Origin of the sequence: Acinetobacter sp. UBA3461, assembly GCF_002381195.1 — a bacterium.
Classification (GTDB): domain Bacteria; phylum Pseudomonadota; class Gammaproteobacteria; order Pseudomonadales; family Moraxellaceae; genus Acinetobacter; species Acinetobacter schindleri.
The window spans coordinates 1-18,599 of sequence record NZ_DFRO01000033.1 but is presented as its reverse complement, the minus strand read 5'-3'; the positions used below and the strand labels follow the sequence as shown (position 1 = coordinate 18,599).

Below are 18,599 nucleotides of genomic sequence, written 5' to 3'. Positions count from 1 at the left end.
GGTCGAGCTAAAACAGGAAGACGGTACTCTAGTTATTGCTCCTAAAGCTGAGTCGAAAGACGCTTGGATGCAGGCTGGTACTGCTCGCGCTGTGCTTAACAACCTTGTTAAAGGTGTTAGCGAAGGTTTCGAACGTAAGTTACAACTTATCGGTGTTGGTTATAAAGCTGCGGTTAAAGGTAACATTGTTAACCTTAACCTTGGTTTCTCTCACCCGATTGACTACAACCTTCCTGAAGGTGTAACTGCAGAAACTCCTACAGCGACTGAAATTATCCTAAAATCTGCTGATAAAGCAAAATTAGGTCAAGTTGCTGCGGAAATCCGTGGTTACCGTCCACCAGAGCCGTATAAAGGTAAAGGTGTTCGTTATTCTGACGAAGTTGTACTTCGTAAAGAAGCTAAGAAGAAATAAGGCGCGAGGTTCTTATGAACGAAAAGAAACAATCCCGTTTGCGTCGTGCGAAAAGCACACGCTTGCACATCCGTGCATTGGGTGCGACTCGTTTGTGTGTAAACCGCACTCCGCGTCACATCTATGCTCAAGTTATCTCAGCAGATGGTGGCAAAGTATTAGCGCAAGCTTCTACGCTAGACGCTACTCTACGTGCTGGTACAACTGGTAATGTTGAAGCAGCTCAAAAAGTAGGTGCTTTAATCGCAGAACGCGCTAAGGCAGCTGGTGTAACTAAAGTTGCATTTGACCGTTCTGGTTTCAAATATCATGGTCGTATCAAAGCCTTGGCTGATGCTGCTCGTGAAAACGGCTTGGAGTTCTAATCATGGCTAAAGTTGAACAAAACGAAGGTCTTGTTGAAAAGCTGGTTGCCGTTGATCGTGTAGCCAAAGTTGTTAAGGGTGGTCGTATCTTCTCTTTCACAGCATTGACTGTGGTAGGTGATGGTAATGGTCGCGTAGGTTTTGGTCGTGGTAAAGCACGTGAAGTTCCAGCTGCTATTTCTAAAGCACTTGAAGCTGCTCGTCGCAACATGATCACTGTAGATCTTGCTGGTACGACTTTACAACACCCTGTGAATGCTCGTCACGGTGCAAGCCGTGTTTACATGCAGCCTGCTTCTGAAGGTACTGGCGTAATCGCTGGTGGCGCTATGCGTGCCGTTCTTGAAGCTGCTGGTGTACACAACGTACTTGCTAAATGTTACGGTTCTACTAACGCTGCTAACGTAGTTAACGCGACTTTTAAAGGTCTGCGTGACATGACTTCTCCTGAGAAAGTTGCTGCGAAACGTGGTCTTTCAGTAGAACAAATTCAAGGGTAATAATCATGAAAACGATTAAAGTTACCCAGACTAAATCTGCATCGCATCGCTTGAAAAATCACAAGCTGAGCCTTAAAGGTTTAGGTCTGCGTCGTATTGGTCATACTGTTGAAGTGTTAGACACTCCATCTAACCGTGGTATGATCAACCAAGTCTACTATATGGTTAGTGTAGAGGAATAAGCCATGACTCTGCGTTTAAATACTATTGCACCTGCAGAAGGTGCTAAGCGTGACAACCTACGTCTAGGCCGTGGTATCGGTTCTGGCGTTGGTAAGACCGGTGGCCGTGGTGTCAAAGGTCAAAACTCACGTAAGAGCGGTGGTACTCGTCCAGGTTTCGAAGGCGGTCAAACAGCACTTTATCGTCGTTTGCCTAAATTCGGTTTCACTAGCCAACAGGCTTTGAAAACTGCTGAAGTACGTTTATCTGAGCTTGCTAAAGTTGAAGGTGACATCGTGTCTCTAGAAACTTTAAAAGCTGCGAACGTTGTACGTAAAGACATGACTCGTGCACGTATCGTACTTTCTGGTGAAATTACTCGCGCATTCACTGTACAAGGTGTTGTGTTGACTAAAGGCGCTAAAGCTGCTGTTGAAGCTGCTGGCGGTAAAGTCGAGGAGTAATCTCCAGTGTCTATGTCTCCTAGTTCTTCAGGTCATGTCAACATGATGAAAGGCCAACCATTTCATGTGAAATACCGTGAAATTATTCGTCGAATGATGTTTCTCATTGGTGCGTTGTTGGTGTTTCGACTGGGAGCACATATTCCAGTACCGGGCATTAACAATGCTGCGCTGGAGAATTTGTTTAATGCAAACCAAGGTACGATCCTTGGTTTGTTTAACATGTTCTCTGGTGGTGCATTGGAGCGAATGTCTATTCTTGCTCTTGGGATTATGCCATACATCTCTGCATCGATTATCGTGCAGCTGATGTCAACAGTCGTTCCTTCGCTGGAAGCTTTAAAGAAAGAAGGCGAGCAAGGCAAACGTAAAATAAATCAATACACACGACAGGGCACACTGTTCCTTGCATTTGTGCAAGCGGTCGGTATGTGCGCGGGCTTGATCAGCCAGGGAATTACCCTGACGTCTGGTCTGGCTTTTTATGTTCCTGCGGTAACCTCATTGGTTGCGGGGACCATGTTCCTGATGTGGTTGGGTGAACAGATTACCGAGCGTGGGGTGGGGAATGGTATTTCCATGATCATCTTTGCAGGTATTGTTGCAGGTCTGCCAACTTTGGTTATGCAGTCCCTGACTTCTGTCGATAATGGTCAGTCTAGTCTTATTGGTCTGGCGATATTTGCATTGTTATCCATCGCCGTGCTTGCAGCAATTGTGTTTATCGAGAAGGCGCAACGTCGTATTCCGGTCAACTATGCTCAGAAGCAGCAGGGTCGTCGCGTATTTACTGCACAGCAGACACATTTGCCATTAAAAATTAATATGGCCGGTGTGATTCCTGCAATTTTTGCAAGTTCATTGCTTTTGTTCCCAGCGAGCTTAGGTCAGTGGGTTGGCAGTGCAGATCCTGATGCAGGAATTATCAAGCGTAGTCTGCAAGATTTGGCATTGGTGTTGTCGCCTGGTCAGCCGTTGTATTTGGTGCTCTTTGGTGCGTTAATTATCTTTTTCTGTTACTTCTATACTGCGCTAGTATTTAGCCCGAAAGAAGTGTCAGAAAACTTGAAACGCAGCGGAGCTTACGTGCCTGGTATTCGTCCAGGTGAGCAAACTGCTCGTTACTTAGATCATATTCTCAATCGTTTGACCTTCATTGGCGCGATTTACATCACTGTCATCTGTTTAATGCCGATGATCTTGCAGAGCTCGTTTGGTATTCCATTCAGCTTGGGCGGAACATCGTTGCTAATCGTGGTAGTGGTGGTGATGGACTTTATGGCTCAGCTACAAGCACATCTCACTTCGCACCAGTATGACAATCAAACATTAATGAGAAAAACGACTGCTCATCCTAAGGGATAGCGCACTTAGAGGTTTCATCATGAAAGTACAAGCTTCTGTAAAGAAAATTTGTGGTAGCTGTAAAGTTATCCGTCGTAATGGGGTTATCCGCGTAATTTGTAGCGCAGAACCTCGTCATAAGCAGCGTCAAGGTTAATCTGATCAAGACCTGTTGATTTCAGTAGGCGAATTAGGTTATTATCCGCCCCTCAAGATTTTTGTGGGGCGGTTGATTATCTCTACTGCCTTTTTGGAGAAAATTGAATGGCTCGTATTGCCGGTGTAAACATTCCGGATAACAAGCATGCTGTTATCTCTCTAACGTATATCTTTGGTATTGGTCGCCATACTTCAAAAGCTATCTTAGCTGCTGCAGGTATTGCTCCAACGACTAAGATCCGTGAATTAGATGACGCTCAGCTTGATGCGATTCGTGCAGAAGTTGCCAAGGTTCCGACCGAAGGTGATTTACGTCGCGAAATTTCCATGAACATCAAACGTTTAATGGATTTAGGCTGCTACCGCGGTCTTCGTCATCGTCGCAGCTTGCCTGTCCGCGGTCAACGCACCAAAACTAACGCACGTACCCGTAAAGGTCCGCGCAAACCAATTAAGAAATAAGATTTCTGGAAGCTAAAAGATGGCTAAAGATACTCGCACACGCAAGAAGGTCACTCGTACCGTCTCTGAAGGTGTTGCACACATTCACGCTTCTTTTAATAACACCATTGTGACTATTACCGATCGTCAAGGTAATGCACTGGCTTGGGCCACTTCAGGTGGGCAAGGCTTCCGTGGATCACGTAAATCAACTCCGTTCGCTGCTCAGGTAGCTGCTGAAGTTGCTGGTAAAGCAGCTTTGGATTACGGTTTGAAAAACTTGGACGTCCTTGTTAAAGGCCCTGGTCCAGGTCGTGAATCTGCGGTTCGTGCTTTAGGTGCAGTGGGTTATAAAATTAATAGCATTACCGATGTGACTCCAATTCCTCACAACGGTTGCCGTCCACCTAAAAAACGTCGCGTGTAAGGAGAAACATTCATGGCTCGTTATATTGGTCCAAAATGCAAACTCTCTCGCCGCGAAGGGACAGACCTGCAATTAAAATCTGGCGTTAAACCATTTGACGTTAAGACTAAAAAACATGCTAAAGCGCCTGGCCAACACGGTGGTGCGCGTGGCAGCAAACAATCTGAGTACTCACTACAATTACGTGAAAAACAAAAAGTACGTCGTATGTACGGTGTTTTAGAGCGTCAATTTAGTAACTACTATAAAGAAGCAGCTCGTGTTAAAGGCGCAACTGGCGAGAACTTGTTAAAGTTACTTGAAAGCCGTCTTGATAACGTTGTTTATCGCATGGGTTTTGGTTCTACACGTGCTGAAGCTCGTCAGTTAGTATCTCACCGTTCAATCACTTTAAATGGCCGTCGCGTTAACATCGCGTCTATCCAAGTTAAAGCTGGTGACGTGATTGCAGTTCACGAAGGCGCTAAACAACAATTACGTATCAAAAACGCAATTGAATTAGCTGCTCAACGTGGCATTCCTTCTTGGATGGAAGTAGATCATTCTAAACTAGAAGGTACGTTCAAAGCTGCACCGGATCGTTCTGATTTACCTGCTGAAATCAACGAAAGCTTGATTGTAGAATTGTATTCTAAATAATCCTTGAGGTAGCAATATGACGCGTACTGCAAATGAGTTTCTAACTCCGCAAGCGATCAAGGTCGAAGCGGCAAGCGGGACCTCGGCAAAAGTTATTCTAGAACCCTTAGAGCGTGGCTTTGGTCATACTCTGGGCAATGCTTTACGTCGCATCCTTCTGTCTTCTTTGCCTGGCGCTGCTGTGGTTGAAGTTGAGATTGAAGGTGTTGAGCACGAGTACAGTACTTTGGAAGGCTTGCAGCAGGACATCGTCGAGCTCTTGCTGAACCTAAAAGGATTGTCTATTAAGCTGTTCGATCAAAATGAAGCTTATTTAACATTAGAGAAACAAGGTCCAGGCGATGTAACTGCGGCTGACCTTCGTTTACCTCATAATGTTGAAGTGGTTAACCCTGAACACTTGATCGGCACATTAAGTGCTTCAGGCAATCTTAAGATGCGCCTGAAAGTGGCTCAAGGCCGTGGCTATGAGACTTCTGACTCACGTTTCCCAGAAGGCGAGACTCGCCCAGTGGGTCGTTTACAGTTAGATGCCTCTTACAGCCCGATCAAACGTGTGTCTTACACAGTTGAAAATGCTCGTGTAGAACAACGTACTGACCTTGATAAACTGATCATTGATCTTGAAACCAACGGTACAGTTGATCCTGAAGAAGCAATCCGCAAAGCGGCAACAATCTTGCAACAACAAATTGCAATCTTTGTTGATCTTCAGAAAGATCAAGCTCCTGTTGCTCAAGAACCTCGTGAAGAAGTTGATCCGATTTTGCTTCGTCCAGTAGATGATCTAGAGCTAACTGTTCGTTCTGCTAACTGTTTGAAAGCAGAAAACATTTACTACATTGGTGATCTTGTACAGCGTACTGAGGTTGAGTTGCTTAAAACTCCTAACCTGGGTAAAAAATCGCTTACTGAGATCAAAGATGTTCTGGCTTCTAAAGGCTTACAACTCGGCATGCGTTTAGAGAACTGGCCACCAGCTAGTCTCCGTATGGACGATCGTTTCGCCTATCGTAGCCGTTAATTAAGTAGGACTATCACCATGCGTCATCGTAATAGTGGTGTGAAATTAGGCCGTACAAGCAGTCATCGTAAAGCGATGTTCCAAAACATGGCTAACTCTTTGTTCGAGCACGAGTTGATCAAAACAACTGTGCCTAAAGCAAAAGAATTACGCCGTGTTGCTGAGCCTTTAATCACTTTAGCTAAAGTCGATACAGTAGCAAACCGTCGTTTGGCGTTTGCTCGTACTCGTTCAGCTGCAACTGTTGGTAAATTATTTACCGTTCTTGGCCCTCGTTACAAAGAGCGTAACGGCGGTTATCTACGTGTTCTTAAAGCGGGCTTCCGTGCAGGTGATGCTGCACCGATGGCTTACGTTGAGCTAGTAGATCGCGAAGTTAACTAATTTCGTGAAGAGCAGCAAACGTTGTTCGGAAAGGTCGGTTGAATAAACCGGCCTTTTTTAATGCCTAAAATTTATCTTTTTATAAATTGATTATCGGTTTAGCTATAAAAATGTCCCCAAAAGATAAAAAAAATAGGGCAAACACACAAACTTGACATGGAGTATTGTCAGTTTTGTGCTTTAATAAAATAAATGACAAACTTGGGTTAAAAGAAGAATATGGAAAAACAGGTTGATATCTTAATTGTGGGTGCAGGTATCTCGGGAATTGGTTTAGCAGCACATCTCTCTAAAAATTGTCCGAAGCGTTCTTTTGAAATTATTGAACGTCGGGAAAGCGTAGGTGGTACTTGGGATTTATTTAAATATCCGGGCATCCGTTCAGATTCTGATATGTCGACTTTCGGCTTTAATTTTAAACCTTGGAAAAAAGCCAGCGTGTTGGCTGACGGTGCATCAATTAAGAACTATCTGTCTGAAGTAGTAGAGGAATGCCAACTTGAATCCAGAATTCACTATCAGCACCGTGTTTTAAATGCCAATTATGATACGCATACGCATAAATGGTCAGTGAAAATCGAAAATGCTCAAGCTAAGACTGAAACCTGGGTAGCGAATTTTGTTTTGGGTTGTACTGGTTATTATAATTATGACCAAGGTTTTCAACCAGAATTTCCAAATCAGGATGCATTTAAAGGAACTTTTATTCATCCGCAACATTGGCCTGAGAACTTCGATTATAGCGGTAAAAAAGTGGTAATTATTGGTAGTGGTGCAACTGCTATTACGTTAGTTCCATCGATGGTCAAAGGTGGAGCAGGCCATGTGACTATGTTGCAGCGTTCACCGACCTATATTGCTTCTGTACCATCCATTGATATGGTCTATGACAAGATGCGTAAGTATCTGTCTGAAGATATGGCTTATAAGCTTACCCGTGCACGAAACATTGGTATGCAGCGCGGGATTTATGCGCTGGCACAAAAACAGCCGAAATTGCTTAAAAAGCTGCTTTTAAATGCGGTGAAGTTCCAACTTAAGGGTAAGGTGGATATGAAACACTTTACCCCGGACTATGAGCCTTGGGATCAGCGTCTGTGCGTGGTACCGGATGGGGATTTATTCAAAATTTTACGTGAAGGTCGTGCATCGGTAGAGACTGACCATATCGAGAAATTTACGGAAACCGGTATTCAGCTTAAATCCGGTAAACATCTTGACGCCGATATTATCGTATCAGCAACAGGATTAAATATTCAGATTTTGGGCGGGATGCAGGCTTCCATCGATGGCAAGCCCATTGATACCTCCAAACATATGCTGTATCGCGGCGTGATGGTGAGTGATATTCCGAATATGGCGCTGATTATTGGCTATATCAATGCATCTTGGACACTGAAAGTAGACATCGCAGCCGAATATATCTGCCGTCTGCTGAACTATATGGACATGAACGGTTTTGATGAGGTATTACCAGAAGGTAATGCTACAGAGTTACTCGACGATACGGTGATGGGCAGCCTGACCTCAGGTTATATTGCCCGTGCCGCAAACGTCATGCCAAAACAAGGTAAGCATGGCCCTTGGCGTGTCAGCAATAATTATTTAGCTGACCGTAAAGATCTTAAAACTGCAACTTTCGAGGATGATATTCTTCAGTTTAAATCTAAAGTTGAACAGGGAAAAGTTAACGGCAAAAAAGTTAAACCACGTCTGGTATCTTAATATCTGAACCTATAGAAAAGGAGCATTAAATGCTCCTTTTTTTATCTGTTTATATATCTGAATTAAATTGCTCGTGAGATCAATTCTTTCATAATTTCATTGGTTCCAGCATATATACGGTTCGCACGATGATCGATGTAGGCACGAGCAATTGGATATTCCAGCATATAGCCATATCCACCATGTAGTTGCAGACATTCATCGACTACCTTACTGAACATTTCTGAAATTTTGTATTTTGCGGCAGCAGCTGCATCTACGCCTAGCTGTTGCTGTAATTGTTGTTGCATACAGCAATCCAGATAGGCTCGACAGATTTCGATTTCAGTACGTAGTTCAGCCAACTTAAAACGAGTGTTCTGAAATGCTGAGATAGGTTTGCCAAAAGCCTGACGTTCCTTGGTGTATTTCACCGTATGCGCGAAAGCAGCTTCAGCGCCTGCCTGACAGATCATTGCCACAATCAGGCGTTCCCAAGCCAGTTCTTTCATCAGCATCATAAAACCCATACCGGGCATACCCAATAAATTTTCTTTAGGAACACGCACGTTATCAAAGAATAGTTCACAGGTATCCTGGCCTTTCATGCCGATTTTATTCAGTGGTTTGCCTTTACTAAAACCAGCACGGTCAGCTTCCACCATGATCAATGACAGATTTGCTGAGCCTTTATCACTATCGCCTGTTTTACACACTACAATTGCCATATCGCAAAGATAACCGTTGGTGATAAATATTTTCGAGCCATTAATCACATACTCATCACCCTCCAACACGGCACTGGTGCGTACAGCCTGAAGGTCTGAACCTGTGCCGGGTTCAGTCATCGCAATCGCAGTAATCACTTCGCCACTGGCCATTTTTGCTAGCCATTGCTGTTTCTGGGCTTCATTGCCGAAATTCAGAATATAATTCGCCACGATATCGGAATGCAGAGAAAAACCGGTTGCTGAGTCACCGGCATAAGCTTGTTCTTCAATCAGGATCATACTGTAAAGCCGATCCACACCTGAACCACCATATTGTTCTGGTAAAGTCGGGCAGAGTAGCCCTAGGCTTCCTGCCTTATTCCACAGCTCGCGATCTACGTGTTGTTGCTGTTCGAAGCGTTCGGTATGCGGAATTACTTCCTTTTCATAGAATTTGCGCACCGTCTCGCGGAAAGCATCATGCTCAGCATTAAACAAAGTACGCGGTAAAAGATGCGGCAGTGGTCGAATCGCAGCAGATTGCATGATCAGGATTCCTTGTTCTGGTTATTGTTCTCATGAACATAAGGGCAGGGTCTATCTGGGGACAATGTGCGAAATGTACAAAATACAGATAATACTGATGCTTTCCGCCAATTCCCTCGAAAATTACTTGGCGCTTAGGTAAACTACTCATGTTTTTAACACGTTGGGGAAATATGATGACTGAAGACATCAGCCTGGAAGAGCGTAAAGTGATTTACCGCGCACGTCGTGGTCTTAAAGAGTTGGATGTGTATTTTGATCCCTATGTCAAAAACTGCTATTTGACAGCAGACCCATTTGAAAAAGAAATGTTTGCTGAACTCGTAGCGCAAGAAGACCCGGACCTGCTGGACTGGTTTATGGAAGTATCCGAACCGCCACGTCCTGAATTACGCGAGTTTATTAATAAGCTTAAACACTACGTTCATGGATAATCGTTGTTATCAGCTGAAACGCAGCCTGCTTGCACTTGCGTTTCAGTTTTTCATTTTTATTGTGTTGATGTTTGTGATGTACCAGTTACTGCCCTTATGGCTATGGGGAATCTGTCTGGTTGCAGGACTGATCATCTATCATCTGTTTTATCGCAAGCGTCCGCAGATCGCCCAGTTTGAATATCTGGATGGTCGGGAATGGACCATTACCCATCATGATCAGCGCATACAGCGTGCCCAGATCAGTCATGTGATTGATCACCAAGCTTATCTGGTGGTGTATTTTCAGCATGCCAAAGTACCGCCATTGCTGATCTGGTGTGACCAGTTACCAACACAACAATGGAAGTCATTGAAAGTCCTTACGAAAATGATCTGATTGCCAGACAATCGGTATTTTCATCAAAATTAAAATTATATATTTTTCAAATTCTTATCTTTATATACTGATCCTTTGTCAGACAATTCACATAATTCTTCGGAAAATATTTGAATTGTCTGACAATTTTCTTAATTGCTTTTATTTTAAACAGGTACATTTGAATCACCGAAGTCAACAGAGGAGATTAATATGGAATTTCCAACGTGGATATTTCCAGTAATCGCGGTAATTCTGGCACTGGTCATTGGACGACTCGGCACTATAGTTAGGGAACAAATTTCAACTCAATCACATTAACAAGCTAAAACGATAAGTTAAAGCTTTCCCAGTTAATAAGTAGCATGTGCTGAACCGTCGCAATGCTACTTTTTTTTGCCCAAAATTCAGTATTTCTTTCGATCAAGTCAATTGCAGAACCGGTAATCAATGGCAAAGTGACTCATCTAATTTAGAGTAAATACTCTTTAATTCATATAGTTCATCTGCTATGTTTAGCAGCATGGACATAATCACAATTATAGAGGACAGGAAAATGTCAAAAGTCCAACAAATATGCCAGGGTATGGCGGCCATAGTAATAACAACAACGGCTTTAACAGGTTGCTCACAGGTGATTAAAACGGGTGCCAATGTGGCGCTGGGTTTCACTGAAAAACATATAGTGCCACCAATTCTGGCGATGGATGATGCAGAAATGGTGTGTAATTCAGGCAATGCCTTAACACCAGCGATCATGTCAACCAAGGAGATGGGGGCGGATCCAACCCGGGTTGCCGTACTGATGTACTCTGCAGCCGGTATTTGTGCGGAGCAGAAAGCACTAGATGCCGAACTACGCTATATGCGTGCATCTAAAGCCAATCAGGTTACTGAGGCGCAGGATGCTCGCGTAGAACAGAAACGTTGGGCGGCATTGGCTGCACAGCGTCAATATACCGGTTATCAGATGTTCCAGAAGCGTTACGAGAAAAAATATAATGTCGCGCTGGGTGAAAGTTGCCCAACCTTGAAGGGTGATACAGAACAGACTGTCTATCTGCTGGGCATGCTCAGTGGCCTACAAGCCATGACCAATGATATTAACTCGGGTGGAGCGGTGCAGGTACCGAAGGACATCGCTGCTGTGGTAGAACGCGGGATGACCTGTCTGAACAATGAAAAATTCTGGGGCGCACCAAATGCTACACGTGCCGTGATCTGGACCTTGTTGCCAGGCGCAGGTGATGGCAAGCCGGATCCATATCAGACCTTGAAACAGTCGACCCAGATTGGTGAACAGAAAGGTGTGCGTTTATCACATGCACTTTATGCCGTAGCTGCTCAGGCATCAGGTGATGATGCCAAGTTACGTGATGCGCTGAAAACTTTTGCACAGGCACGTTCTGATGAAAAGCCGGTCAATCCACAATTCAAGCTGATCGACAGTATGGCTTCGATTATGGTGGGTGGCATTGCAGACCGTTACTGGACCGAGCATACCGGTGTTCGTACTGGAGACGATGGCATGCAACGTTTCTGGGATGAAGCGGATACAGCATCTGACCTTGATGATCTGTTTAATGCGGATTCCTGATCCAGTCAGGTCCGTACGTTAAGGCGGACCTAAATTGACATACGCTAAGGGACTAAGCGATGCAGATGCATGATCACTATCTTCGTAACAAGATTGTCTTTCTGGCAGTCTTTGTTGCTTTCTGCGCATGGCTGCAGATTTTTAAAGATAGTTTTATCTTTTGGCAAGCTAGCCTGATAAGTGAGCCCTGGCGGCTGTGGACGGCACATTGGGTGCACGTTGGCTGGACACACTATTTCCTGAATATGCTGGCCTTTATCTGCTTGCCCTTTATCTTTCCACGTGTTTCGGTGTGGAACTTCGTCAGTATTCTACTGGTCTTGCCTCCGCTGATCAGTCTTAGCTTTTATTATTTCCTGCCAGATATCGAGGCTTATGCTGGACTGTCGGGTGTCTTGCATGGTGCGTATGCCGCCGTGGCCTGTGTGCATCTGTTGTATAAGAAAGAACGCAGTTTTGCAGCCTTGGTATTGTTTCTGATTTTTGCCAAGCTGGTCTGGGAAAATACCATCGGTAGTGAGGGCACGGCCCAATTGATTGGTAGTCCGGTACTGGTTGAAGCGCATTTGCTGGGTGTAATCTGGGGGATTGTAGTAGCTAATCTATATATCATTGGTAATTACTGGCTGGATCAATGATGCAGTTGGCATAAATAACAAAAAAGAAAATGCAAATTGTCATTTTCATTTTGCACAGTCTGGTGCAGAGTCAGAAGCATAATAATCAGATTGGTCTGTAAATCGGACTTACAAGACAAAGGGAAAGAGAAGCCAGGTATGGTGGACATTCCCAGAGAATAACAATAGGAATACACATGCAAAATGATGCTGAAAACAGATCGGGACTAGGTCTGTTGCGTTATATCTGGACAGAATGGATCTCGACATTTGTCGTACTGGTCTTACTGTTACTGACTCTTGTCATTGGTACTGGTGAAATGATCCATGGGCAATTGCTACGTATGGGCGAACGGCTTTATGGCGACCCAGCTACGGGGATGCAGTATTCATTCCTACGTGCTGAACCAACCCGACCGCAATGTGAACGGAACATCGATGTCGATAGCCGTGTTCAACAGCAGATGAAAGCTGATGCTGCCGATGAATATGCCGATTTTTTTGGCGTGCGTTCCGAGGCGGATGTACGTGCAGCAGTCATGCAGGCGCAACAGGTTTGTGAAGAGTCCCATGCTTTCTATACCCAAGCCATAAATCATATCAATGCTCATCCGAGTATTCGTGCTTACCGTAGCTTTGAAACCAGTTTCTTTGGTCTGTTCAAGTTTGGTGTGGAAAACCGTGCGTTGCTGCTGGTGATTATGGTGGTATTTGCTGCCATCAGTGCGACCCTAAAAACTCATCATATTGGCCTGCGTAGCCCAGCCACCAAAATTGATTTCCGGGTCTATACACTGGCTATGCTTGTCGCGAATGCTTTCCTGGCATTCTCCTCCTATAGCCAGTATCAGTCAGTACTGAACTCTGGCGTGGCCATGGGAGAGATGAAATACATCTACTGGCTGTGGATGATTCTGTTTAGCACCTTAACCCTGATCAGCTTGTTCCAGGTGATTAAGCTGCCGAAGCCTACCCGTGAAGGCGGCAGTTTTGGTCTGGCTTTCCTGAGCGTACCGCTGTATGCCTATATGGCCATCAGTACCGGGATTAACTTTACCTTCTTCATGGATTATCCAATGGGGCAAGGGATTTATCTAGGTCAGCTGGTGGAGTTCTCTAGTATCTTCCTGAACCTAGCGCTGTTTATCTGGGCCGGTATGTTGCTGAAACAGACCCGTGTCGTGGACATGTTCCTGAATATTCTGCGTCCATGGAATCTGGCACCGGAAACCCTGACTTGGTTAATCCTGTTGGCAGCTGCATTGCCAACCGCTTATACCGGCGCATCAGGGATCTTCGTGATTGCTGCTGGTGCGATTATCTATAAGGAAGTCTGGAATGCCGGCGGTCGCCGTCAGTTTGCCTTGGCAGCCACTGCCATGTCAGGCTCTCTGGGTGTCGTATTACGTCCATGTCTATTGATTGTGGTTGTAGCCTCATTAAATAAAGAAGTAACGACAGACTTGCTGTATCACTACGGTGTGTATGTATTCTTACTAAGTTCGACCCTGTTCCTGGTAATTTCACTGTTTTTTGCTGAAAGCAAGTTTCGTATTGCCCCAGCAGGCGTAGCAGCACCACAATCAGGTCGTGCCTTCTTGGCTGTGATTCCATACATCGTGATCTTTGTACTGATCTGGATGTTCTACAAATATGCATTGTCGACCAATCTGAACGAGTTCACTGCACCAGTGATGATGCCAGTCATTTTGTTAATGATTGTACTGTATGACAAACTGCGCCATCAGCCTGCACCAATACCACCAGTAGGACATTGGGATGAAAGTCTTAATATGAATCTGAATGGGATTGGTGGTACAGCGGCACAGCCTGAATCGTCACCTGGTTCATCCTTACGTCAGTTCGGTTTCTGGAAATCCATGCATATCTCCAGCAGCGAAACAGTAGGGCATATCGGTGCATTGGTGATTTTGATGGCTTTATCTGTCAGCGTCGGCGGTTTGCTGGAACGTCTGGAAATCATGGAAGCTTTCCCGACAGATATAAACAGCACGATTCTGGTCATTACCATGATTGTTGGTTTGATGATCTTTGTGGGCATGATCATGGATCCGTTCGGCGCCGTGATTCTGATTTCCGCAACGGTAGCGCCGGTAGCGTACCAATATGGTATTCATCCGGTACATTTCTGGATGATCACCCTGATTGGCTTTGAACTAGGGTATGTGACGCCACCAGTCGCACTGAATCATCTGCTGGCCCGGCAGTCGATTGGCGATGCCGAAGTGGCGGAAGCCGATGCAGAAGTACGACATTTGTCCTTCTATTACCGCTATGAGCGCTGGATTCTACCCGTAATTGTGTTACTGCCAGCAATGCTGATCATTGCCTATGTACCCTACCTATTCAAGCTGTTCGGCTGGTATCACTAACACCAAATATTAAAAAAGCACCTACGGGTGCTTTTTTTATTGCTGCCTTTAAGAGGATGGATGATTTCGTTTAAAGCGGTTTTGTAATAGAGGACTACATAGCAAAATGGCTGAGAAAATCAGAGCCAGTCCAAGCAGGCTCATGATATCAGGGATTTCTTTCCAGAAGATATAGCCCCAAATTCCGGCAAAAATGATCGCCACATAGTTTACTGGTCCGATCTGTCCGGCAGGTGCCAGCTTGTAGGCATTGGACATCAGGATCTGGCTGATATTGGCTAAAACGCCTGCTGCAATCAGATAAGCCAGTTCAGTCAGATGATAAGGGCGCCAGTGCCAGAACATCGGAATCACTGAAACTAGTGTGCCAATAAAGCAAAAATAGAACACGATTCGTTCTGGTGGTTCAGTATCTGTCAGCGCACGTACAGTGACAAAAGCCATAGCCGCTAAAAAGCTGGCACTGAGTCCAATCACTGACATGAGATTAAACAGCCCCGAATCTGGCTTTGTTACACACAAGACACCAATAAATCCGATAGCAGCGGCAAGCAGCATCGCTTTGGTGATCTTTTCTTTTAAAAATAGCCAGGCAATGAACGGAATGAAAATTGGAGAGGAATAGGTAAACACCATGGCATTAGACAGCTTGAGATGGGCAATGGCATAGAAGAAACCATACATTGCCATTAAACCCACCACAGAACGCCAGACATGCATCCATAACTTTTCAGTTTTAAAGAAACCAATACCTTTACTGAGCAGCAAAGGTAGGAATAACAACATACCCACCGCATTACGGAAAAATACGACAGTCGCGTTATCAACCGTATGTGAAGCATAACGAATACACACTCCCATCATAGAGAACAGCAAAGCCGAGCAGGTGAGCAGAAGGATGGCTTTAATCAGATCAGAAGAGAGTGCGCTGGGCATAAGAAAAAGCATCGCTAGAAGATTGTGAAATATTCTAGCGAACTATTTGATCAAAAATTATGATTTTTCTGCAAGTTGGGCTTCCAGCAGCCTGATCTGTTCTTCCTTCAGCCTGATCAGTTCATCGGCATCCTTATGCTGAGCATCTAGCATGATTTTTTGCTCATCTAGCTGTGACTGGATATCTTCCAGACGGGAGATTTCCTCTTTGGCCAGTGCAGGGTTTTCAGGTACTGGAGCTTTAATGAGATCGTCCTGTACCAATCGATTGGCAAGATTTGCTTCTGTTTCAATTGGAGCTACTTGAGCCGTTGCCTCAGTCTTAATAGGCTCTCGAGCAGGAGTAACTGTTACAGTTTCCTGTTCAGGTATTTCCTGAGATGAAGATGCACTGAACCACTGATAAGCAAATACCAGAATCACGACAGTAACTAAAGCCCCAATAATCCCCACTAAAAGTTTAGAACTATGCCTTTGCTCTACACTCATATGTTCAACCTTATTTATTTTTCTATACTTAACGCGGTTTAAACTGAATCACACCCACTTCATCAGGTACAGCAGGAACTTCAGGTTGCTCAACGTGGGTTGGACGGTTTTCCTCATAGCCACATTCAATACACTCAATCCATTCATTCTCGCCGGAGGTCAGCATGACAATCCGATCCATCGCCTGACATTTTGGACATTTAGCACCTGCAATGAAACGACGCTTGATGGTCATCATACTCACCTGTTGATTAATTTAAACAGCTAGTTTAAGCATTTTTTACCGTATTCGTCCAACCTTGATGACGGAGTAGGGCATCAATTTTCGGCTCACGGCCACGGAAGTTTACAAAAGCATCTAGTGCAGTGTCTTTTCCACCAACTGCTAGAATGTTCTTGCGGAAAGCATGACCCGTATCAGTATTGAAAATGCCTTCTGTTTCAAAACGGTCAAAGGCATCACTGGCCAATACTTCTGCCCATTTGTAAGAATAATATCCGGCAGCATAGCCACCTGCAAAGATATGGCTAAAGCTATGCTGGAAACGGTTATACGGTGTCGTTGGCAACACGGCATATTTGTCTCGGATCTCATTCAAGGTCGCCTGAACCTGTTCAGCATTCAGCGCTGGATTGGCACGATGAATGGTCAGATCGAACAGGGCAAACTCGAGTTGACGTAAGGTTTGCATGCCTGACTGGAAGAAACGGGCATCTAGCAGGGCTTTCAGCAGATCTGCTGGTAGGACTTCCTTAGTCTCTATATGCTCGCTGAGCAGATTTAGACTGTCCTGATCCCAAGCCCAGAATTCCATGAACTGACTTGGTAACTCAACTGCATCCCAAGCCACACCATGTGTACCAGCAACAGAGATATTGTCTACTTCAGTCAGCATATGATGCAGACCATGACCAAATTCATGGAACAGGGTAATCACTTCATCATGGCTTAGCAGGGCAGGTTTGTCGCCGACCGGTGGGGTAAAGTTGCCGACCATATAACAGATGGGCTTTTGTACGCCGTCATGGGTACGCATGCGAGAGCGGAAACCACTCATCCAGGCACCACCACGTTTACCTTGACGGGCATACAGGTCAAAGTAGAAACCACCGATGACTTCACCCTGATCTTCTAGTTCAAAATAATGTGCATCCGGATGCCAAAGCGGAGCTTCACGTTCGATGACCTGAATGCCATACAGACGGTTCACAATGCTGAATAGACCTTGAATTACTTTTGGGGTCGGAAAATAAGGTTTCAGTGCTTCCTGTGACAGGTTGAACTGCTGCATTTTCAGCTTTTCAGAATAATAACTGCTGTCCCAAGGTTGCAGCTCGGTAATACCATCTTCTGCTGCAATTGCTTTCAGCTCGGCAATCTCTTTTTCAGCAGGCGCACGCGCATGCTCAGCCAGATCACGTAAAAACTCATCTACGGCGTCAACACTTGGTGCCATTTTACTGGCCAGTGAATATTCAGCATAGTTGTTAAAGCCGAGGAGCACAGCCATTTCCTGACGCAGATTCAGGATTTCTTCCATCACAGCTGTATTGTCAAATTCAGACTTGTCGGACTGATCTGATGCACGTGTGGTATAGGCCTTATAGATTTCCTCACGCAGACTGCGGTTTTCTGAATGGGTCATAATGGCTAAATAGGATGGGAAATCCAGGGTGGCTACGGGCTGATCCAATTTATGCTGTTGGCCATACTGTTTGAGCAGTCCAATATTGTTTGCTGATAAGCCTGCCAGTTCATCCTCATTTAATGGTCTGAAGTAGGCTTGAGTCGCATCCAATACATGATTGGAAAAATCTGAAGATAGCTGAGATAAACGTGCGGAAATTTCTGCATAACGTTTTTTCGCTTCACCTTCTAGCGCTACGCCCGAAAGTTTGAAGTCGCGCAGTGCTAATTTAATCGCGCTTTGCTGTGCTGTAGGCAGGTCAGTAAATACCGGCGCATCATGCACATGCTGATAAGTTTGATACAGGGCCGTATGTTGGCCGAGTTGGGTATAGTATTCACTTAAGCCCGGTAATAAAGCTTGATAAACTTCACGCGTTTCCGCATTGTTTTTCACGGCATTGAGATGCGAGAGAATGCCCCAAGCCTCACTCATATTATTTTCAAGTGTGTCGACATGTTCCAAAATGGCAAGCTGTTCCTGAGCTGAATCCGGTGTTTCGGTAAGTTCATTCAGGAATTTTTGACCTTCAGCAATACAGCTTTCAATCTTTTGTTTCAGTTCTGCTAGCGTAATCTGATCAAATTGTGGAACAGGCAAAGTCGCCTTTTCTAAAGTCATGTCGGTCTGCCGATTTATTTCCTATGTTAAATCTAGATGTAGGGCTTATTGGCAAGGAAATCAAGGTGAAACTGGTATTTATTATTTGAATATTGAGAGAAAGAAATTTTCTATGAAAATTATTAAAAAAGCCTATAAATATAAAATTATAGGCTATTAAATTTTAACAGTCAGGATCTACA

General features: G+C 44.6%; 23 protein-coding genes. 18 read left to right on the top strand and 5 right to left on the bottom strand.

What is annotated here, in order from left to right; all coding sequences use genetic code 11:
* From rplF to B3D47_RS09705, 13 genes are all read left to right on the top strand, one after another.
* On the top strand, nucleotides 1-415 hold a 415-nt coding region (gene rplF, locus B3D47_RS09765), incomplete at its 5' end, for a 50S ribosomal protein L6 (RefSeq protein ID WP_286861746.1).
* A gap of 14 nt (nucleotides 416-429) precedes the next feature.
* Nucleotides 430-780 (top strand): 50S ribosomal protein L18, encoded by a 351-nt coding sequence (gene rplR / locus B3D47_RS09760; protein WP_004281497.1) that lies wholly within the window; start codon nucleotides 430-432, stop codon nucleotides 778-780.
* Nucleotides 781-782: 2 nt separating this feature from the next.
* Nucleotides 783-1,280 carry a 30S ribosomal protein S5 gene (rpsE, locus tag B3D47_RS09755; RefSeq protein WP_004657688.1) on the top strand — a complete coding sequence of 166 codons (498 nt, stop codon included), beginning with the start codon at nucleotides 783-785 and terminating at the stop codon, nucleotides 1,278-1,280.
* A 5-nt stretch (nucleotides 1,281-1,285) separates the two neighbouring features.
* The gene (rpmD, locus tag B3D47_RS09750; protein WP_004809788.1) at nucleotides 1,286-1,462 is read left to right on the top strand and encodes a 50S ribosomal protein L30; all 177 of its coding nucleotides are present in this window, start codon (nucleotides 1,286-1,288) and stop codon (nucleotides 1,460-1,462) included.
* A gap of 3 nt (nucleotides 1,463-1,465) precedes the next feature.
* Nucleotides 1,466-1,906, top strand: coding sequence for a 50S ribosomal protein L15 (rplO, locus tag B3D47_RS09745; protein WP_004809786.1), 441 nt, complete (start codon nucleotides 1,466-1,468; stop codon nucleotides 1,904-1,906).
* A 45-nt stretch (nucleotides 1,907-1,951) separates the two neighbouring features.
* Nucleotides 1,952-3,271, top strand: coding sequence for a preprotein translocase subunit SecY (gene secY / locus B3D47_RS09740; RefSeq protein ID WP_171056626.1), 1,320 nt, complete (start codon nucleotides 1,952-1,954; stop codon nucleotides 3,269-3,271).
* A gap of 19 nt (nucleotides 3,272-3,290) precedes the next feature.
* Nucleotides 3,291-3,407: a 50S ribosomal protein L36 gene (rpmJ, locus tag B3D47_RS09735; protein ID WP_000867907.1), complete on the top strand. Its 117-nt coding sequence runs from the start codon at nucleotides 3,291-3,293 to the stop codon at nucleotides 3,405-3,407.
* Nucleotides 3,408-3,514: 107 nt separating this feature from the next.
* Nucleotides 3,515-3,871 carry a 30S ribosomal protein S13 gene (rpsM, locus tag B3D47_RS09730; RefSeq protein WP_004281492.1) on the top strand — a complete coding sequence of 119 codons (357 nt, stop codon included), beginning with the start codon at nucleotides 3,515-3,517 and terminating at the stop codon, nucleotides 3,869-3,871.
* 19 nt (nucleotides 3,872-3,890) lie between these two features.
* Entirely contained in the window at nucleotides 3,891-4,277 is a 387-nt protein-coding gene (gene rpsK, locus B3D47_RS09725; protein WP_001040166.1) for a 30S ribosomal protein S11, read from the top strand.
* A gap of 12 nt (nucleotides 4,278-4,289) precedes the next feature.
* Nucleotides 4,290-4,916 carry a 30S ribosomal protein S4 gene (rpsD, locus tag B3D47_RS09720; RefSeq protein WP_004809780.1) on the top strand — a complete coding sequence of 209 codons (627 nt, stop codon included), beginning with the start codon at nucleotides 4,290-4,292 and terminating at the stop codon, nucleotides 4,914-4,916.
* A gap of 16 nt (nucleotides 4,917-4,932) precedes the next feature.
* On the top strand, nucleotides 4,933-5,940 hold the full coding sequence (locus B3D47_RS09715; protein WP_004809777.1) for a DNA-directed RNA polymerase subunit alpha: 1,008 nt from the start codon (nucleotides 4,933-4,935) through the stop codon (nucleotides 5,938-5,940).
* An 18-nt stretch (nucleotides 5,941-5,958) separates the two neighbouring features.
* A complete protein-coding gene (rplQ, locus tag B3D47_RS09710) occupies nucleotides 5,959-6,324 on the top strand; it encodes a 50S ribosomal protein L17 (RefSeq protein ID WP_004786886.1) in 366 nt (121 codons plus the stop codon).
* A 219-nt stretch (nucleotides 6,325-6,543) separates the two neighbouring features.
* Nucleotides 6,544-8,049 (top strand): flavin-containing monooxygenase, encoded by a 1,506-nt coding sequence (locus B3D47_RS09705; RefSeq protein WP_286861744.1) that lies wholly within the window; start codon nucleotides 6,544-6,546, stop codon nucleotides 8,047-8,049.
* Nucleotides 8,050-8,111: 62 nt separating this feature from the next.
* Here the strand turns inward: B3D47_RS09705 and B3D47_RS09700 are convergent, their stop codons facing one another.
* Nucleotides 8,112-9,284: an acyl-CoA dehydrogenase family protein gene (locus B3D47_RS09700; protein WP_163169155.1), complete on the bottom strand. Its 1,173-nt coding sequence runs from the start codon at nucleotides 9,282-9,284 to the stop codon at nucleotides 8,112-8,114.
* A 176-nt stretch (nucleotides 9,285-9,460) separates the two neighbouring features.
* Here B3D47_RS09700 and B3D47_RS09695 point away from each other — a divergent pair, with 176 nt between their 5' ends.
* From B3D47_RS09695 to B3D47_RS09675, 5 genes are all read left to right on the top strand, one after another.
* Nucleotides 9,461-9,718, top strand: coding sequence for a succinate dehydrogenase assembly factor 2 (locus B3D47_RS09695; RefSeq protein WP_008302635.1), 258 nt, complete (start codon nucleotides 9,461-9,463; stop codon nucleotides 9,716-9,718).
* Nucleotides 9,711-10,097, top strand: coding sequence for a hypothetical protein (locus tag B3D47_RS09690; RefSeq protein ID WP_048881826.1), 387 nt, complete (start codon nucleotides 9,711-9,713; stop codon nucleotides 10,095-10,097). Before B3D47_RS09695 ends, B3D47_RS09690 begins: the two co-directional genes overlap by 8 nt.
* A 535-nt stretch (nucleotides 10,098-10,632) precedes the next feature.
* Complete coding sequence (locus B3D47_RS09685) at nucleotides 10,633-11,673, top strand: hypothetical protein (RefSeq protein ID WP_163170851.1); 1,041 nt, start codon at nucleotides 10,633-10,635, stop codon at nucleotides 11,671-11,673.
* A gap of 59 nt (nucleotides 11,674-11,732) precedes the next feature.
* Nucleotides 11,733-12,311: a rhombosortase gene (rrtA, locus tag B3D47_RS09680; RefSeq protein WP_081405842.1), complete on the top strand. Its 579-nt coding sequence runs from the start codon at nucleotides 11,733-11,735 to the stop codon at nucleotides 12,309-12,311.
* A 176-nt stretch (nucleotides 12,312-12,487) separates the two neighbouring features.
* A complete protein-coding gene (locus B3D47_RS09675) occupies nucleotides 12,488-14,683 on the top strand; it encodes a TRAP transporter large permease subunit (protein ID WP_004809766.1) in 2,196 nt (731 codons plus the stop codon).
* A 48-nt stretch (nucleotides 14,684-14,731) separates the two neighbouring features.
* Here B3D47_RS09675 and B3D47_RS09670 read toward each other — a convergent pair whose 3' ends face one another.
* Genes B3D47_RS09670 through B3D47_RS09655 form a run of 4 tightly spaced genes read right to left on the bottom strand, consistent with a single transcriptional unit; the run spans nucleotide 14,732 to nucleotide 18,417 of the window.
* Complete coding sequence (locus B3D47_RS09670) at nucleotides 14,732-15,619, bottom strand: DMT family transporter (RefSeq protein ID WP_286861738.1); 888 nt, start codon at nucleotides 15,617-15,619, stop codon at nucleotides 14,732-14,734.
* Nucleotides 15,620-15,676: 57 nt separating this feature from the next.
* Nucleotides 15,677-16,108, bottom strand: coding sequence for a hypothetical protein (locus B3D47_RS09665; protein WP_163170853.1), 432 nt, complete (start codon nucleotides 16,106-16,108; stop codon nucleotides 15,677-15,679).
* Nucleotides 16,109-16,136: 28 nt separating this feature from the next.
* A complete protein-coding gene (locus tag B3D47_RS09660) occupies nucleotides 16,137-16,337 on the bottom strand; it encodes a YheV family putative zinc ribbon protein (RefSeq protein WP_171056624.1) in 201 nt (66 codons plus the stop codon).
* A 40-nt stretch (nucleotides 16,338-16,377) separates the two neighbouring features.
* Nucleotides 16,378-18,417: a M3 family metallopeptidase gene (locus B3D47_RS09655; protein ID WP_286861735.1), complete on the bottom strand. Its 2,040-nt coding sequence runs from the start codon at nucleotides 18,415-18,417 to the stop codon at nucleotides 16,378-16,380.
* Nucleotides 18,418-18,599 lie beyond the last annotated feature (182 nt).

Excerpts from the sequence above, each read along its gene's own strand:
- rplR (WP_004281497.1), top strand. The coding sequence starts at position 430 with ATGAACGAAAAGAAACAATCCCGTTTGCGTCGTGCGAAAAGCACACGC.
- rpsE (WP_004657688.1), top strand. The coding sequence starts at position 783 with ATGGCTAAAGTTGAACAAAACGAAGGTCTTGTTGAAAAGCTGGTTGCC.
- rpmD (WP_004809788.1), top strand. The coding sequence starts at position 1,286 with ATGAAAACGATTAAAGTTACCCAGACTAAATCTGCATCGCATCGCTTG.
- rplO (WP_004809786.1), top strand. The coding sequence starts at position 1,466 with ATGACTCTGCGTTTAAATACTATTGCACCTGCAGAAGGTGCTAAGCGT.
- secY (WP_171056626.1), top strand. The coding sequence starts at position 1,952 with ATGAAAGGCCAACCATTTCATGTGAAATACCGTGAAATTATTCGTCGA.
- rpmJ (WP_000867907.1), top strand. The coding sequence starts at position 3,291 with ATGAAAGTACAAGCTTCTGTAAAGAAAATTTGTGGTAGCTGTAAAGTT.
- rpsM (WP_004281492.1), top strand. The coding sequence starts at position 3,515 with ATGGCTCGTATTGCCGGTGTAAACATTCCGGATAACAAGCATGCTGTT.
- rpsK (WP_001040166.1), top strand. The coding sequence starts at position 3,891 with ATGGCTAAAGATACTCGCACACGCAAGAAGGTCACTCGTACCGTCTCT.
- rpsD (WP_004809780.1), top strand. The coding sequence starts at position 4,290 with ATGGCTCGTTATATTGGTCCAAAATGCAAACTCTCTCGCCGCGAAGGG.
- B3D47_RS09715 (WP_004809777.1), top strand. The coding sequence starts at position 4,933 with ATGACGCGTACTGCAAATGAGTTTCTAACTCCGCAAGCGATCAAGGTC.
- rplQ (WP_004786886.1), top strand. The coding sequence starts at position 5,959 with ATGCGTCATCGTAATAGTGGTGTGAAATTAGGCCGTACAAGCAGTCAT.
- B3D47_RS09705 (WP_286861744.1), top strand. The coding sequence starts at position 6,544 with ATGGAAAAACAGGTTGATATCTTAATTGTGGGTGCAGGTATCTCGGGA.
- B3D47_RS09700 (WP_163169155.1), bottom strand. The coding sequence starts at position 9,284 with ATGCAATCTGCTGCGATTCGACCACTGCCGCATCTTTTACCGCGTACT.
- B3D47_RS09695 (WP_008302635.1), top strand. The coding sequence starts at position 9,461 with ATGACTGAAGACATCAGCCTGGAAGAGCGTAAAGTGATTTACCGCGCA.
- B3D47_RS09690 (WP_048881826.1), top strand. The coding sequence starts at position 9,711 with ATGGATAATCGTTGTTATCAGCTGAAACGCAGCCTGCTTGCACTTGCG.
- B3D47_RS09685 (WP_163170851.1), top strand. The coding sequence starts at position 10,633 with ATGTCAAAAGTCCAACAAATATGCCAGGGTATGGCGGCCATAGTAATA.
- rrtA (WP_081405842.1), top strand. The coding sequence starts at position 11,733 with ATGCAGATGCATGATCACTATCTTCGTAACAAGATTGTCTTTCTGGCA.
- B3D47_RS09675 (WP_004809766.1), top strand. The coding sequence starts at position 12,488 with ATGCAAAATGATGCTGAAAACAGATCGGGACTAGGTCTGTTGCGTTAT.
- B3D47_RS09670 (WP_286861738.1), bottom strand. The coding sequence starts at position 15,619 with ATGCCCAGCGCACTCTCTTCTGATCTGATTAAAGCCATCCTTCTGCTC.
- B3D47_RS09665 (WP_163170853.1), bottom strand. The coding sequence starts at position 16,108 with ATGAGTGTAGAGCAAAGGCATAGTTCTAAACTTTTAGTGGGGATTATT.
- B3D47_RS09655 (WP_286861735.1), bottom strand. The coding sequence starts at position 18,417 with ATGACTTTAGAAAAGGCGACTTTGCCTGTTCCACAATTTGATCAGATT.